This window comes from Coleofasciculus sp., assembly GCF_046565525.1.
GTDB lineage: Bacteria > Cyanobacteriota > Cyanobacteriia > Cyanobacteriales > Coleofasciculaceae > Coleofasciculus.
Map to the genome: position 1 here is coordinate 18,566 of NZ_JBKHUP010000062.1, position 15,494 is coordinate 34,059.

The window sequence follows — 15,494 nt, forward strand, 5'->3', positions numbered from 1 at the left end:
GATGCAACTCGGTAAAATGGGGCTATGTCTCAATCAAAGCCTGTGCCTAACTCCTCTCCCTCTGCTGAACCCATAACGACAGAGAAACCCCTGTTTATCCTGGTTGACGGTCATTCTCTGGCTTTCCGTTCCTATTATGCCTTCATTAAAGGAGGTGGATTGCGAACAAAGACAGGGATACCTACCAGCGTGTGTTTTGGCTTTCTCAAATCCCTGTTAGAGGTGATCAGTTCTCAGCAACCTCAGGCGATGGCGGTGGCGTTTGACCTAGAATTGCCCACGTTTCGTCACGAAGCTGACGATACCTATAAAGCCGATAGACCGGAAACACCAGAAGACTTTATCCCAGATTTGCAAAATCTGAAGGAATTGCTGACGGCGTTGAATTTACCCGTTTTGGCAGTACCTGGTTACGAGGCTGATGATGTGTTAGCCACCTTGGCACATCGGGCGACTGATGAAGGGTATCAGGTGAAAATTGTAACCGGCGATCGCGACCTGTTTCAACTCATCGATCCGCAAAAGCCGATTACAGTTCTCTATCTTAGCAAGGAGGATTTGAAGCGTAGCAGTTCCACAGGAATCCAAGAGTATAGCACCCAAGAGGTAAAAAATAAACTGGGTATTACACCCGAACAGGTGGTGGATTACAAAGCTCTTTGTGGCGATAAATCCGATAATATTCCGGGAGTGAGGGGAATTGGTGAAAAAACGGCGGTTAAGTTGCTGAATGATTTTGGTTCCTTGGAGAGCATTTATGCATCCCTTGATCAGATTAAAGGCGCAGTAAAAACTAAGCTGGAAACGGGAAAACAGGACGCTGAACATTCTAAGTATTTAGCGCAATTGAAGTTTGATGCACCTGTGGATGTAGAGTTAGAGGCGGGGAAGTTAGAGGGATTTGATACCTCTGTCCTCAAACCCCTCTTACAAACGTTGGAGTTTGAGTTTTTTCTGAGTAAAATTGACGAACTCCAGCAGCGTTTTGGTGGAAACGTCGTGGAAGAGACGGGGACAGAACCAGAACCATCCGTTGAAGACAGTAGTCCTGATCTTTCTTTCTGGACAGCCGATGAAACGGAAGACTACCAGAAGCAAACTGCACTCAGTTGTCCAATTCAACCTCAGATTATCGACACAAAAGATAAGTTGGAGCAGCTTGTCGAAATCCTGAAAAACTGCACTAACTCCGCAACTCCAGTGGCTTGGGATACGGAAACCAGCGCTTTAAAGCCACAGAACGCCGAATTGGTGGGAATTGGCTGCTGTTGGGGAATCGAACCAGCAGAAGTTGCCTATATCCCCATCGCCCATGAGCAAGGTGACAATTTAGAGCAACAGAGAGTTATAGAAGCACTCCGTCCTATTTTAGAGAGCGATCGCTATCCCAAAGTGCTACAAAATGTAAAGTTTGACCGTCTGGTGCTGCGAACTCAGGGGATTAAACTAGCTGGGGTAGTCATGGATACGATGTTAGCCAGTTATGTCCTCAATCCAGATAATAGTCATAACCTTAATAGTTTGACTGAGCGTTATTTACAAATTCGGCTAGAAAGCTACAAAGATTTAAAGATCCCCAAAGGAAAAACTATTGCTGCACTGAGTTGTCAAACAGTGGCAAATTACTGCGGGATGCAAGTTTATGCCACGTTTCAACTGGTTCCAAAACTTAGAGAAAAACTGGAGGAAATTCCAGCGCTAGAAAAGTTGTTGCTGAAAGTTGAACAACCTCTAGAACCTGTATTAGCCCAGATGGAATATCAGGGAATTCGGATTGATACGGCTTATCTCAAAGAACTCTCGGAATCCCTAGAAAAAAAACTCGCAGACATTGAACATAACGCTTATCAAGAAGCCGGAGTTGAATTTAATTTAGGCTCTCCTAAACAGTTAAGTGAGTTACTGTTTGAAAAACTGAACCTTGACCGCCGCAAGTCACGCAAAATGAAAACGGGGTACTCAACAGATCATGCCACATTGGAAAAACTACAAGGGGATCATCCGGTTATTGATGCTATTCTCGAACATCGTACCCTCTCTAAATTAAAATCCACCTATGTTGATGCATTACCGAAACTGGTTGATGAAAATACCCAGCGAGTGCATACGGATTTTAATCAAACCATAACCAGTACTGGACGTTTATCTTCATCGAATCCTAATTTACAGAATATTCCAATTCGGACGGCGTTTAGTCGCCAAATTCGTAAAGCATTTTTACCTGAATCGGGTTGGTTGTTAGTATCAGCAGACTATTCCCAAATTGAGTTACGCATTTTGGCACATCTGAGTCAAGAACCTGTACTGGTGGAAACATACAGGAATAATCAGGATATTCACGCGGTAACGGCGAAGTTATTGTTTGAGAAAGAAACCGTAACACCAGACGAACGGCGATTGGGTAAAACGATTAACTTTGGCGTGATTTACGGTATGGGACCCCAGCGATTTGCTAGGGAAGCGGGAGTATCGGCGGCGGAAGGAAAGGAGTTTATTGACCGATTGAAGCAGCGTTATCCCAAAGTTTTCGGGTATTTGGAGCAAATGAAACGGGACGCGATCGCGAACGGTTATGTGGAAACTATTTTAGGTCGTCGGCGTTACTTTGAGTTCAATAGCAACAGACTGCGCGAGGCTAAAGGGAAAAATCCTAAAGAGATTAATCTTGATGAATTTAAGGGAATCGATCAATATGACGCTGGGTTACTCAGAGCCGCTGCAAATGCGCCCATTCAAGGCTCTAGTGCTGATATTATCAAAATTGCCATGGTAAAAATGCATGAGGTTTTACAGAATTACCAGGCGCGGTTACTATTGCAAGTGCATGATGAATTAGTCTTTGAAGTTCCACCGGATGAATGGGAGGAGTTGCCAACAAAAATCCGAGAGACGATGGAATCAGCGGTTGAGTTGACTGTACCGTTGGTGGTAGATGTGAGTGAAGGGGAAAATTGGATGGAAGCGAAGTAGTAGAAGATGGGGAAGATGAGGAAGATGGGGAAGCAATTGGAACATCTGTTGTAGGGGCGGGTTTTACCACTAACCTTTGCTTTGCACCCTGATATAACTAAACCCGCCCCAAAGGATTACCAGTATTCTGCAACAAATGACGAATGACAAATGACAAATGACAATAAATAGAGTTTGCTTTGTCGGTGACTCTTTTGTGAAATGACAAATATTGAATTTGTGACGGTTACTGCTGTCCTATATTATTCAAATATTGCATAAATAAAATGCAATATAATCATAACCAAGCTCTATTTGCAAATTTGGCTACAAAATAATTGAGTTGAAGCGGATAAATTGAAGGGCATTGTCGGAGTTCATTTGCACACCATGCCCGATTTCGTTTTTCCCAAACAGATTTTTAAATTCTGTGGCTCAATTAAATTTGCGATTCCGTTACTCGCCGTTATTACAAGTATTTTAATTTGGGCAACCTTTTATGAATCTCAAGTAGGTTCGAGTTTAGTCCAACAAGACGTTTATAAAAGTCCTTGGTTTGGGGCATTAATGTTTTTACTTGCCTTAAATCTCACATTTTCTGCCTTAACGCGCTATCCGTGGCGAGGGGCGCGTAAAATTGGTTTTGCTTTGACTCACCTTGGTTTAGTCGTAATTATTATCGGTTCGGCGGCGGTGATTCACCTCGGTGTAGAAGGCATGATTTTAGTCAGAACGGATGCCGGGGCGAATAATCAAATCCGCTTAGAAGGCGATATTTTGGAAGTATTAATGCCGAATCAAGAATTACGAAAAACTGATGTTTTTGTTCATGCTGATGGACGGATTACCCCGCCTAAACTTGCCAATTTAAGCTTAGAAAAATATAGCAAAAATACCGTCAAAACTGTTCGTTTTGTCGAAGGCGCTACGGTTGAAAATCCGGCAGTTCAGTTATTATTAAGCAGTGATCGCATGAACCAAAAACTCGAAAGATGGCTCGCGATCGCGCCCACGGCTTATAGTCAAGTTCCTGTCGGTCCGGCAATCCTAGAAATTGTACAACCCCAAAATCAATCAGAATTACAACAACTCCTGCACCCCCCGCAAAACGTCAAAAAGCCTTGGGGAACATTACAAATTCAAACCCAAAATCAATCCCATTCTCTCGATATTGCCACCCACCTTAACCAATCGCAAAAACTCGATGACCATGTAACTCTCACGGTTAAGCACTTTTGGTCTGACTTTCGCCTCAACCGCGACAATCAACCGAGTAGTGTTTCAGAAGAACTCAATAATCCTGCGGTACAACTCGAACTCATGTCTTCTCAAGGTCGGGAACGGTGGTTTGTCTTCGGAAAACCGGAGATTCCTCCTGTTCGTACTGTAATTGAGGGAAAAGCCGCAGAAAATGTCGCCATTGCTTACAATTTCACACCCTCAGAACCCGATGATTACTTTCGCTTAATCGTCGCCCCTAATCGACAGCTATTTTACGCCGCTAAATCCTCTCGTGACTTTCACAGTGGCGCGATCGCCCCTGGGGATACTATTCGTCCCGGTTGGGCAGACTTCCAAATCACCTTTGCTGCCTATACTCCTCACGCGCAAGTCCAGCGTCAAGTCATCCCCGTCGCCGCGACGCAAGCCTCTGGGACTCCTGCATTATTGGTTCAAACCCCCGATTCTCAACCAACCTGGTTACCTTGGGGCGAACCCACCGCCATCGACACCCCTAACGGTGAAATGTTCGCTGCCTTTACCCCCAAACTTCTCGAATTACCCTTCGCCATTGCTTTAGATGATTTTATCGTCGAACGCAACGAAGGGTCAGAATCCGTGGCTATGTGGACCAGCAAAATCCGCATCCTCGACCCCGAAACCCAAACCGCCGTCAATCGCACCGTCTGGATGAATCACCCCACTTGGTATCGAGGCTGGAAAATCGCCCAAGCCTCCTGGAACCCCGGCGATTTAAGTCAATCTACCCTGCAAGTCAAACGGGAACCCCTCTGGGTCACAGCCACCACTTGGACGGGATCGACCTTAGTCATTCTCGGCATTGCCACCCTGTTCTACGGTCGCGCCTTAGCCAAAAAACTGCAACAAATTCCCGTCCTCACCGAGACGGAAAACCCCGTCGAACCTGAACCCCAACTTTCAGCCTTGAAATCCTAGTCCATTTAATCCCCCTCTTATCCCCATTAATATCAACCACCCATGAAACTGCTTAAATTCTTTGTCGGCTTTTGCTTAGGCATTGCCCTCCTCATCGTTCCCCTCAACCAATTCCACAGCAACCCCCTCAACAGCGTCCAAACCCTAGCCGTCCAACTCGACGGACGCAAAAAGCCCCTTTACGCCGTCGCCAAAGAAACCGTCACCCAAATTCACGGTCGTTCCACCTATACCCCCCAATCCGGGCAGAAACTCGACACCCTCAACACCTACCTTTCCCTCTGGTTTAATGACCGGGATTGGAACGCAGAACCCTTTATCCTCGTTAACTACCGCCCCCTCAAAACAGACATCGGTCTCGACCCCGAACGCAAATACTTCACGTTTGCCGAACTGATACGGTCTGGCTTGGGGGCAAAAGTGCAACAAGCCCGCCAAAAACAAATCGCTGACCTCGACCTCACTCGCGACGACCAAGAAGCCCTCACCATCGAGGATCGCCTCGCGTTGATGCTGCAAACCGTCGGGAACAATAACTTGCCTTTGATTCCTCACCCCAACGACCCCAAAGGCACTTGGGTCAGCTTAGAAGATGCCCAACAATACTACGCGGCTGAAGCAATTGCACCCATTGTGGACGAGTACGAGACCCTGCGCCAAACCTATCGTCTCACACCAGAACGCGCAGGCGCGATCGCGAATATTGCCAATCAACTGCAACAAGATATTCGTTCCCTCAGCCCCAAAATTTACCCCACCTCCGCCCCCCTACAACGAGAAGTGAACTTTTATTCCCTCCAGCCCTTTGCTAAGGCTTGGCGGGTCTATATCGCTGCCTTCTGGGTCATGTTAGCGGTTCTCTGCTTCAAGAAATTTAACTTCTACTGGGGTGCAATAGGTATCTTTACCGTTGGTCTAGGGATTCAAGGTTACGGCTTCCTCGAACGCATGGTCATCTCCGGACGACCTCCCGTCACCAATATGTATGAATCCGTGATTTGGGTCGGCTTTGGGGTTGCCCTCCTCGCCCTCCTGTTTGAACTCATCTACAAAGCCAAATACTACCTCCTCGCCGCCGCCCCCCTCTCCGTGGTCTGTCTCCTTCTCGCTGACGGTTTACCCGCCGTCCTCGACCCCAGTATCAAGCCCCTCGTCCCCGTCCTCCGGGATAACTTCTGGTTGAGTATTCACGTTCCCACCATTACCCTCAGTTACGCTTGTTTTGCCCTCAGCATGGGGATTGGTCACATTATCTTGGGTCACTACCTCCTCGCCCCCCAAGCGACTGGTCGCATTCGCCAGCTTTCCGGGTGGAATTACTCCCTACTCCAAGTGGGTGTTCTGTTACTCACCACAGGCATTATCCTCGGTGGCATTTGGGCACACTTCTCCTGGGGTCGCTTCTGGGGTTGGGACCCGAAAGAAACCTGGGCGTTGATTGCCCTTCTTGCTTATCTCGTTCCCCTTCACGGTCGCTTGGTAGGCTGGTTAAGTCACTTTGGCATGGGAGTCGCCGCTGTGGTTTGCTTTAATGCCGTTCTCATGGCGTGGTACGGTGTGAACTTCGTCCTCGGAACTGGATTACACAGCTATGGCTTCACCACAGGCGGGTCGCAATTGATGGTTGCAAGTATCGTGGGCTTAGATTTACTGTTCGTCCTCGCCGCTACCATCCGCCATAAAAAGTGGTTTTCTAGTATCCAGTTATCAGTCATCAGTCAACAGTCATCAGTTGTTGAGAACCAACAACAAACAACCAACAACAAACAACCCATAACCAACCATCAATAACAAAAAATAACGAGGTAAAAACAATGGATCGCCGTCAATTTTTAGGTTGGACAGGAATCGGAATGCTAGCTAGTTCTTTTCCTCTGGTTTTAGCCGCTTGTAACAATGATGAAGAAGAAACAGCCACCACCGAACCCGCAGCCAATACAGAAGCAAAACCCGAAATCGACCGTTCAGTACGAGAAGATGGTTTCCAGGCGGTGGGAACAATCCAAGACCTCGAAAGCGAAGGTCGTATCCTCGATAAAATGGCAGATGTCCTGGTCATCCAATCGCCCCAAAGCCAAGAAATCGCTGCCTTTAACCCTCTTTGCACCCATCAAGGTTGTACTGTGGCTTGGAACGCCGAAGCAACCCGATTTGACTGTCCTTGTCATGGTTCTCAATTCGATGCGTCTGGAGAAGTGGTTTCTGGTCCTGCAACGAAACCCTTAGCCAGTTATGAAGTCAAAACTGAAGATGATTGGGTACTGGTGAAAGTCTCCTAATTTGAATGTCACTGACTGGTATGCTGGTGGGCATTGCCCACCCTACTTTTTTTAGGAACCAAAGGACTTTGTAGTAATGACAGTTTTAACGCCCCAAGAACTCCTACAACAGTTAAAACAAGGCAAACAGTTTAAAGAAGCAGAACTCAGTCACATTGACCTCCACGGAGAAACACTGAATCGCGCTAATTTTGAACAGGCTTATTTACGCGGCGCAAATTTGGCGAAAGCGTCTTGCCAGCAAACAGATTTTACCCAAGCGGTTTTAATTTTTGCGGATTTGTCTGAGGCGAATTTAACTGCCGCTAATTTAGAAAATGCAAATTTAACCAGTGCGAATTTAACGGGAGCAAACTTTAGAGCAGTGCAAGCTCATAAGGTGAAGTTACGTGGCGCAAAATTAGACCGTTTAGAAGCACCCTATTCCCATTTTATTGAAGCCGATTTAGAAGTTGCTCGCGGTATAAACTTAAATTTTAGCGGTGCTAATTTTTCTAAAGCAAAATTGACGAGTATTCAGTTGTTTCAGGCGAATTTTAGTAATGCTTCTTTACGGGAAGTAAATCTCATGGATGCTACTTTGGGTGAAATATCAGGGCAACAAATTAACCTTGTGAAGGCTCTTTTAACTCATAGTCGTTGGTCAAATTCTGATCTCACAGAAGCAGATTTAATGGCAGCCAAAGGTAAATCTTGTCAGTGGATCGATCTGATTTTACGGGATTCGGATTTATACAGTACTACTTTAACCCATTCTCAATTAACTCGCGTTGATTTTAATCATGCGTCTTTGCTTTCGGCGAATTTAGAAGGAACTCATTTTACAGAAGTTAATTTTACCAATGCCAATTTACAAGATGCAAATTTAGAGAAAACAATTTGGCAAAATGTTGATTTTTCTAATTGTGTTGTGACGAGGGCGGTGTTTACTGATGCTCAAGGCTTGACGGCTGAACAGAAAGAATGGCTACACCATCACGGAGCTTTAAATATTCCCGATTAAACTTATATTTATAGGGGGATAATGCCCACAATTTGCGGTTAACTGTTCACTCTATAATTGCTGTAAAAGGTTGGCTAAAACAGCTTTAGGAACTTTGCCATAAAGGGTTTTTTGGGGAATGCCTTGAGGGGAAACCAGGGTAAATTGAGGAACGCTCCTGACGTTATAGTGTTGGATTTGCTCTGACCATTGGGGATCGTCAATGTTGAGCATCACAAAGTTGATTTGAGACGATTGGCTGTCATGTAACGCTTTAATAGTGGGAGCCATCGCTTGACAGGTAGTACACCAATCAGCGTAAAACTCAATGAGGGTCGGTTTAGGGTTTTTGAGGGCAGTAGAGTAAGCTACAGATTGTTTCGCCAGGTGCTTGAGTTCAACTAATCCGGTGAGGCTGGAGGGACTTCTTAAAGATAAGGCAGAAGCAGGATAAATGAAGCTAAAAAGGGTTAAAAGAAAACAGGCGATCGCGCAAAAGTTGAGCAAAACATTTTTTATTTTCATGACTTTTTTACTGATAGTAATACGCCAAAAAAATGTGAATAACAAGCATAACACAAAACACGCTGACTAAAAAAATATGAGTCGTCAGCCAAAGCGATCGTAAACTGCGAATGAGTTTGCCTTTAGGAATCCCTGGTGTTTGCTTAGAACCTTCAACCTTTCCGGCTTTTGCCAGTTGTAAACCAAAATACCGTTGTGGCGATTCGACAATTCCGGTTTCAGCAACAACGCCGACTAAAGCAGATAGCGTAACGAAAAAGAAAACCCACAGAAACACAGCGTTAAAGTTGAACCCATTTGCCCCAATGGTATGCACTAGGGTAATGCCTAATAAGCCAACTCCCGCGAAAATATGCAGGCTACGCCAAAATTGCATCGAACCGGGGAGGGGAATTTTAATCTTCCAGCCGCGACTGCGTTTGCGGAGGGTTAATGCCATTTCAAGAAAGACGAAAGCTAGGGCAGTAAAGCCGGTAATTTGTTTGTATAAATTGCCCTGTAAAAGCTGGAGTAAATCGAAGGCGTCTTCCCGCAATACTTCGATATACATCGAACTTAGAGCAAAGGGAGTTAGCAGGGCAACACAAACAAAAGTTAGGATGATGAGGGTCGAAAAATTGGGCTTCATAATCGGTTTGTCTTCCCAAAAGAGGGATAGGTTCATCCCTCTTTTTAAATTAAAGAGAATTAGATATTATCCACGGGCAAATTGATAATAATACCCCCCATGACATCCCCCATTTCAAATTGTTTGTCGGGGTAGCGTTCTAAGTGAACGGGGTGCGTGTTGTGACAGCTAATACAAGCTTCAGCAACCGCTTTATCGGGATACACGGCAGAAAAATACTGTTGTCCGCCAATTTCTTGATAATCTTTGTAAGGTTCGCCTGTATCCACCACGGCTTGCATCGCGGTTTTTTCAAATTCGGTTTTGGGGGCTTGGCTATCGTTGATATTCCAAGGAGAAATCAAGCCGTAGGTAAAAAGCCCTTCTTCGGCGGCAATTTCTGACCCTAAACGGAACATTTGAGCGGGTAAGGGAATACCGTCAGTTTGTTGCCAAGTTTCGGTGGCTTCAGCCGGAACAACACCGTCGTCTTTTTCTTTGCCTTCGAGGGTTTTTAAGCGGTTAACAACGTGTTTGGTATAGGCGGTTCTATCTGCGAGTAAAACCGTGTGAATATAGTCGGCTACCACTTCAGGAGAAACGCCTGCTGCGGCTTGGGGGGCTCCACTACCACCATTGCCGCCACAGGAAATAATGGTTAAGCAAATGGTGAGGGATAAAGCAATTAAAGCAACGGTTTTGGTTTTGAGGTGTTGCCACCAATAAGATGCAGTCATCATCGTTGAATTTCCTTGTAAAAAGATGAGCAAATGTGATAAAAGCTTGGGTTTACTGACTTGTTCTGCGTTTTTCGAGATCGCGGACTAATTCAAAGGTTTTTAACTCTAAATGTGGGGGCTTATCGAAGTTCGCTTCGACTAAATCATCGTCAAAGATGCTGTTGTAAGAATACTCGACCCCATGACAATTGAGACAGACTTCTTTGACCATGCGATCGCGCGGTAAAAGAGTATAAGTGTTGTTGTGATTGACTAATACCGTTTTACCTCGTTCTTGACGCGGTAAGTGGCAAGTAGCACAAGTTACAGATTCCGTACTGGGTCGAATTAAGTCTTTTTGCTTGGCAAAAATTTTAGCGTGTCGCGAGTTTTCGTAGTTCAAGGAATGGGAGTCATTGTGGCAAGATAAACAGGAATCCACTGATGCTTGTACCGTATTTACCGAGTGAACGTTGTGACAAGCATTACAATTCATGAATTTATCTTGTGCCGATTTTTTCATCGGCAACTTTGCCATAGCCGGGGTGAGGGGCGATAAGCCTTCATGGATTCTAATCCCATGCTTTCCCCAACCAAAAGTTTCCACGGCAAATTCATGACAGCTTTGACAACTTTCGAGGGTGGGTTGAGCAATAAATTGTTTGGTTTTTTCGTCTTGATGACAACTCGAACAATTGACTTGTGCCAAGGCGTGAGCGCTATTTTGCCACTGTTGGTCTATTTTTTGCAGTTGTGCTTCTGTGACAGAATTGGCACTCGCGATCGCGCCCCCAGGATATAACCAAATTAGCACCGCTAACCCCAAGGCTAGAATTGGTTTCACGATCGTCCCTCCAAAAACTCGTCGCTTAAATCCGGTTTGGGTGCGGTTTCCACGGTGGCTGTCACGGTGCGTTGGGGTAAACCGGGTTCGGGTAGCATGGGTGGTTCATCGAGGTGTTGGCGGATAAAACCCGTTGAAATCGAGCGATGATCGTGGAAGTTGTGACAACCCGCCGTCCAACAACCATCAGGAGAAAAGCCCGTATGACTGGCTAATTCGCCTTCAATTAAACCTTGATGACAAGCCATACATAAATCGGGTTTGAGATGAACGCCACGCCCAAACATATAAACGTGTTCTTCGTGACAAGCCGTGCAAGTTAGCACATCAACACGAGTTAATAATTCCGCCCAACGCGGATCGCGAAACTTCTTAGCACCGTGGGCATCTTCGGCTAATTCGGCTTCGTGACAACGATTACAAGTTTCGTTAGAAACAGGTTTAAATCCTTCGTGGCACGAATTACAAGAAACCTCAAACAGATAATGACCATCTGAGGTTTCTCCGGGCAAGAAGATGCTGCGTTGGTCGAGGGAAAAAGCCGCACCGAACCAAATACAAAGCAGAATGACAACGCCAATGATGGCAGTGCGTAGCGAAAGAATTTTGAAGGCAGAGAATTGACCAGATTGGCGCGTCATAGTTTACCCAAAAATCCGTTGAGTAAAATAAGGTAGTGCTGATGCTTTACGGAAAAATACAATCAAGTGCTGACTCCTGAATGAGCATAAAAAATTTATTTCTTGCTTCAGCCTTAAGAATAAGCTAAGAGGTTAAGAATCGGGCTTCATTTTGTCCGCCATTGCTTGAGCATCGAGATTCAGATCTTCGGCGGAATAGTCAGCACCATCAAGCATTATCTCGGTAATTGCACCGTAAGCATCAACCCAAGCTTGTTTAGTTTCCGGAGTCCAATCAGCCTTTAAAAATTGCTCAAAGGTCATTAATAAAGCATTCCCAACTAAGGGATAATGTTCGGGAAGTGCGCCGTATTTAACGTGCCGCGATCCTAAGCCTTTGAGGGAATCACTCAAGACTGCGGGTTTGCGAAGGTTTTCGACAACTAAGACCAAAGAAGCTAACAGCTTTTTGCTTTGTTCTTCCATGTTAGTGTTAGCAAACAAAGGCTTGGCTTCGGGATAAGTCGTGAATAAGTTGGTATAAAAGCTAGAGGCAAATTCATTGGCGTGAGGTTTGACTTTGCCAAAGCTTGTTTCCAGCAGTTCAACGTTTAGTGACATCGCTTTGTTGGGGTGAATTTTACGGTAGGTAAAAAAGTTATGGCAAAAAATTGGGCAGTTTATTTAACCCGAAATTCAGGAGATTTTGAGATTTATGGATTGGGGTTAATTTTTTAGCGACTGTTTTAATTTGCCACCTTAGTGTTGTACGCAAAAAAAAATTTTATTAATGTAAAAAGGAATACAAAAAACCTTGAATGTTTCCTTAATTGCATTGTAAAAATGCAAATTCTGCATTTGAGCAGCCCAGTTGAGTTGTCTCGATGCCACAACAATCCCCTAGGGCGATCGCGCTCAAGGGGTGACAAGATAGCTAAAAGGATACAGGGTGTAGGGTATGGGGTGTGGGGTGTAGGGTGTTTGAGAGGCGATGTGTCGCACTAAGGCGGTAAACAATCCTTCTTTTGACGCTCCTCTCCCTAAAGGTGAGAGGATTCTTGGTTCACGGACACACCTTGCAATTATCTATCCTTTCGGTAATACTTAAACCAAATACCCGTAGAGTACTACTAAGTATCGAGCTTAATTTAGATAACCCCAGAGGGAGCCTGCTCCTCAAGCGTTTAGGTACTTACTAAGAGTGTCTAACACATCCGTTTCTCTCTTTCCCTACGTTCCTGTCCGCCCGACAGTAAGCTTGTCTTTAGTCTAATGATTGACTAATGTTTTTACTTTTCTGGTATCGGCACTCGTTTAAGCCCATGCGTTTTTCAAGAGGTCTTTCGCTCCTCACGTACTAGCATCACTTTACGTGATAGGTATCAATTGCTTGATTGGCGATATTCACGAATTTTCGCCTGTGCTAGACTACTTTTCTAGTATACACTCATGAGATAGAATATTCGGAAACCTTGAAAATCCCGATGGCAGGGGGAGGCTTGTAACCCTATTATCCGGTCAGAAAAATGCTTGGCAATCGTGGTTTACATAACTTCATTAATCAGCGATCGCGCTTGCCAAAATTTCGCTAACCCAGATTGCGTCTTCAGGTGCAAGGGCGGGTTTGACAGGTTGTGAGTAATCAATGGCTAGGTCAAATCTAGCACGCTCATACATCTGATTAAGTAACTGTTGTAGGTCTACTATGGGTTTTGATGCTGGTATAGATGCGTTCCTCAATCGCCACCCGATATTTAGGAACGATTTGAGGGGTAATGGCATCTGCTACCGCCACAATAAGTCGATTATGGACTTGATGCCATAGGTCTGGCAACTCCAAGTAGGGGTTCATTCCTGGGAATGGATTGTGCATTATTTTTTGCCTAAATCATGCCCCAATACTCTTATAGCTTACTGCGATAGTACTATTGATTGCTTGACAAAACCCAATGGAGCCAGTTTTTTGTTTCCCCCAAAGTTAGTTCAAGTTCTAAATCCAATCTAAATGTATCGGTTATTCCTGCTTGCAGTTTACGGTTGTTCCTGTGCTATTTAGGTAGTAACACAGTAACGTTCTCCCTTAGTTTAGTAATATGTCTGACAATTTCCCATCTTCGGCTCAACTTCCACCAACCAGCGCCATCCAAAGTCACTCTTTAACCGCCACCACCGAACACTGGTTTGAATATCCGGTGCGGGCACATCCTCACCACAGCGATTATGCAGGGGTGGTTTGGCATGGTAATTACTTAACTTGGATGGAAGAAGCACGGGTAGAATGCTTACGGTCTATTGGGATCGAGTATGCTGACTTAGTGGCGATGGGATGTGAATTACCCGTAGTTGAACTCTCTGTGCGCTATCACCGTCAGCTTCGCATGGGTCAGACGGCGATTGTCAAAACCCGGATGACAGATATGGACGGAGTCCGCATCTATTGGGATTACCAGATTCAATCGCCCGATACCAAAGAACTCTATGTAACCGGTCGGGTGACGTTAGTGGCGGTTGACCGGGAGAAAGGCAAGATTTTGCGAAAATTACCGTCAGCCGTCAAAGATGCACTCGTGAAGCTTTCCCTTTAGTGTCTGTGATAGTTTACGACTCACTATGATTTGTCAATTATGTGAACGAGAGGTTGAGCGTTTAACTATTCATCACCTAATTCCTCGACAGAAGGCAAAGAAGAAAAAAGTCGAGACAATTCCCACTGCGATGATTTGTTCAGCCTGTCATCGGCAGATCCATTCTCTGTTTGATAATACTCACTTATCCCAAGAACTCAATTCTTTGGAAAAGCTAAAAAATGAACCTCAAATGCAGAAGTTTTTAATCTGGGTGCAGAAGCAAGATCCTTCTAAACGGGTACGAGTGCATCGTCAACATTTCTAGAGCTAGAGTGTTGATTGCCAGGAATCAGGAATCTATAAAACAGCAGTTGATTCTCCAAGGCGCAACGCGATCGCGAAAAACCCAATATCTTCGGTACAATCTCAAGGGTAATGGTTTATCCTCAACGCTTGTGAGTTCTCATCCCACCAACCCAATCCAGACTCATCCAGACTCAGCCGCCCCCAACTCCATATTCCCCGGAGAAGTCTTTGCCAAGACGGCTGAGTTTGATCTTTATATCCGGCAACTCTTACCGCGATATGATGAAATGCTAGAGGCGATCGCACGCTGTATTCCGCCTCAGGCGAAACGTATACTGGATTTGGGTTGTGGGACTGGCGAATTGAGTTTCAAGGTACTCCAGCGCTATCGAGATGTCCAAGTCGTCGGCGTGGATTATTCTCCCCGGATGATTGAGTTTGCCACAGCCAAACTAGAGACAGCCGGATATCGTCAACGGTGGATGGGTATTGAAGGAGATTTTGGCGATTGGGCAAATCATCAGTTATCGGTGGGAGAGGGTTTTGATGCTTGTATTTCCTCTCTAGCTATTCATCATTTAACCGATGAAATGAAGGTAAAACTGTTTACCAAAATTCGGGAAAGCCTTAACCCGGGCGGTGTGTTTTGGAATGCTGATCCGGTTGTCCCTGAATCACCCATTTTGTCAGAAACCTATAAGAAAATTCGCGAGGAATGGTGTATACAACAGGGAACTACGTTAGCCGAAGTCAGGAAGAAAACAGGCAAAAGTATCCCCTATGGTTATTCTCAACCCGATCAACTAGCAACATTAGAAGCCCATCTAGAAATGTTAAAAGCGGCTGGATTTGAAAGTGTAGCCGTACCTTGGAAATATTATGGGTTAGCGATATTTGGTGGAAACAAACCATAGGGTA

15 protein-coding genes and 1 pseudogene are annotated in these 15,494 nt (G+C 45.1%); 8 read left to right on the forward strand and 8 right to left on the reverse strand.

The window, feature by feature from the left end; all coding sequences use genetic code 11:
- Positions 1 to 24 precede the first annotated feature (24 nt).
- The 5 genes from polA (at position 25) to ACLGGO_RS21465 (ending at position 8,409) form a co-directional block, all read left to right on the forward strand.
- Positions 25 to 2,970 carry a DNA polymerase I gene (gene polA / locus ACLGGO_RS21445; RefSeq protein WP_446420832.1) on the forward strand — a complete coding sequence of 982 codons (2,946 nt, stop codon included), beginning with the start codon at positions 25 to 27 and terminating at the stop codon, positions 2,968 to 2,970.
- Positions 2,971 to 3,339: 369 nt separating this feature from the next.
- The gene (locus ACLGGO_RS21450) at positions 3,340 to 5,127 is read left to right on the forward strand and encodes a cytochrome c biogenesis protein ResB (RefSeq protein WP_446420833.1); all 1,788 of its coding nucleotides are present in this window, start codon (positions 3,340 to 3,342) and stop codon (positions 5,125 to 5,127) included.
- Positions 5,128 to 5,169: 42 nt separating this feature from the next.
- The gene (locus tag ACLGGO_RS21455; RefSeq protein WP_446420834.1) at positions 5,170 to 6,918 is read left to right on the forward strand and encodes a cytochrome c biogenesis protein; all 1,749 of its coding nucleotides are present in this window, start codon (positions 5,170 to 5,172) and stop codon (positions 6,916 to 6,918) included.
- Between the two features lie 23 nt (positions 6,919 to 6,941).
- Positions 6,942 to 7,406, forward strand: a complete 465-nt coding sequence (locus tag ACLGGO_RS21460) for a QcrA and Rieske domain-containing protein (RefSeq protein ID WP_446420835.1) — start codon at positions 6,942 to 6,944, stop codon at positions 7,404 to 7,406.
- 76 nt (positions 7,407 to 7,482) lie between these two features.
- Positions 7,483 to 8,409, forward strand: a complete 927-nt coding sequence (locus ACLGGO_RS21465; protein ID WP_446420836.1) for a pentapeptide repeat-containing protein — start codon at positions 7,483 to 7,485, stop codon at positions 8,407 to 8,409.
- Between the two features lie 51 nt (positions 8,410 to 8,460).
- Here the strand turns inward: ACLGGO_RS21465 and ACLGGO_RS21470 are convergent, their stop codons facing one another.
- From ACLGGO_RS21470 to ACLGGO_RS21505, 8 genes and pseudogenes are all read right to left on the reverse strand, one after another.
- Positions 8,461 to 8,913 (reverse strand): thioredoxin domain-containing protein, encoded by a 453-nt coding sequence (locus ACLGGO_RS21470; protein WP_446420837.1) that lies wholly within the window; start codon positions 8,911 to 8,913, stop codon positions 8,461 to 8,463.
- A 7-nt stretch (positions 8,914 to 8,920) separates the two neighbouring features.
- Complete coding sequence (locus ACLGGO_RS21475; protein WP_446420838.1) at positions 8,921 to 9,541, reverse strand: hypothetical protein; 621 nt, start codon at positions 9,539 to 9,541, stop codon at positions 8,921 to 8,923.
- Between the two features lie 59 nt (positions 9,542 to 9,600).
- The gene (locus ACLGGO_RS21480; protein ID WP_446336263.1) at positions 9,601 to 10,260 is read right to left on the reverse strand and encodes a Tll0287-like domain-containing protein; all 660 of its coding nucleotides are present in this window, start codon (positions 10,258 to 10,260) and stop codon (positions 9,601 to 9,603) included.
- A gap of 49 nt (positions 10,261 to 10,309) precedes the next feature.
- Entirely contained in the window at positions 10,310 to 11,083 is a 774-nt protein-coding gene (locus ACLGGO_RS21485) for a cytochrome c3 family protein (protein ID WP_446420839.1), read from the reverse strand.
- Positions 11,080 to 11,724, reverse strand: a complete 645-nt coding sequence (locus tag ACLGGO_RS21490; RefSeq protein WP_446336261.1) for a cytochrome c3 family protein — start codon at positions 11,722 to 11,724, stop codon at positions 11,080 to 11,082. Before ACLGGO_RS21490 ends, ACLGGO_RS21485 begins: the two co-directional genes overlap by 4 nt.
- A 132-nt stretch (positions 11,725 to 11,856) precedes the next feature.
- Positions 11,857 to 12,324, reverse strand: a complete 468-nt coding sequence (locus tag ACLGGO_RS21495; protein ID WP_446420840.1) for a globin family protein — start codon at positions 12,322 to 12,324, stop codon at positions 11,857 to 11,859.
- 936 nt (positions 12,325 to 13,260) lie between these two features.
- On the reverse strand, positions 13,261 to 13,380 hold the full coding sequence (locus ACLGGO_RS21500) for a DUF4058 family protein (protein WP_446420841.1): 120 nt from the start codon (positions 13,378 to 13,380) through the stop codon (positions 13,261 to 13,263).
- A 46-nt stretch (positions 13,381 to 13,426) separates the two neighbouring features.
- A pseudogene (locus tag ACLGGO_RS21505) lies at positions 13,427 to 13,576 on the reverse strand (DUF4058 family protein); the annotation flags it as partial.
- 220 nt (positions 13,577 to 13,796) lie between these two features.
- On the opposite strand from ACLGGO_RS21505, the gene ACLGGO_RS21510 reads away from it, so the two are divergent.
- From ACLGGO_RS21510 to ACLGGO_RS21520, 3 genes are all read left to right on the forward strand, one after another.
- Positions 13,797 to 14,288, forward strand: coding sequence for an acyl-CoA thioesterase (locus tag ACLGGO_RS21510; protein ID WP_446420842.1), 492 nt, complete (start codon positions 13,797 to 13,799; stop codon positions 14,286 to 14,288).
- Positions 14,289 to 14,313: 25 nt separating this feature from the next.
- Positions 14,314 to 14,595, forward strand: a complete 282-nt coding sequence (locus ACLGGO_RS21515; RefSeq protein WP_446336257.1) for an HNH endonuclease — start codon at positions 14,314 to 14,316, stop codon at positions 14,593 to 14,595.
- 130 nt (positions 14,596 to 14,725) lie between these two features.
- Positions 14,726 to 15,490: a class I SAM-dependent methyltransferase gene (locus ACLGGO_RS21520; protein WP_446420854.1), complete on the forward strand. Its 765-nt coding sequence runs from the start codon at positions 14,726 to 14,728 to the stop codon at positions 15,488 to 15,490.
- Positions 15,491 to 15,494 lie beyond the last annotated feature (4 nt).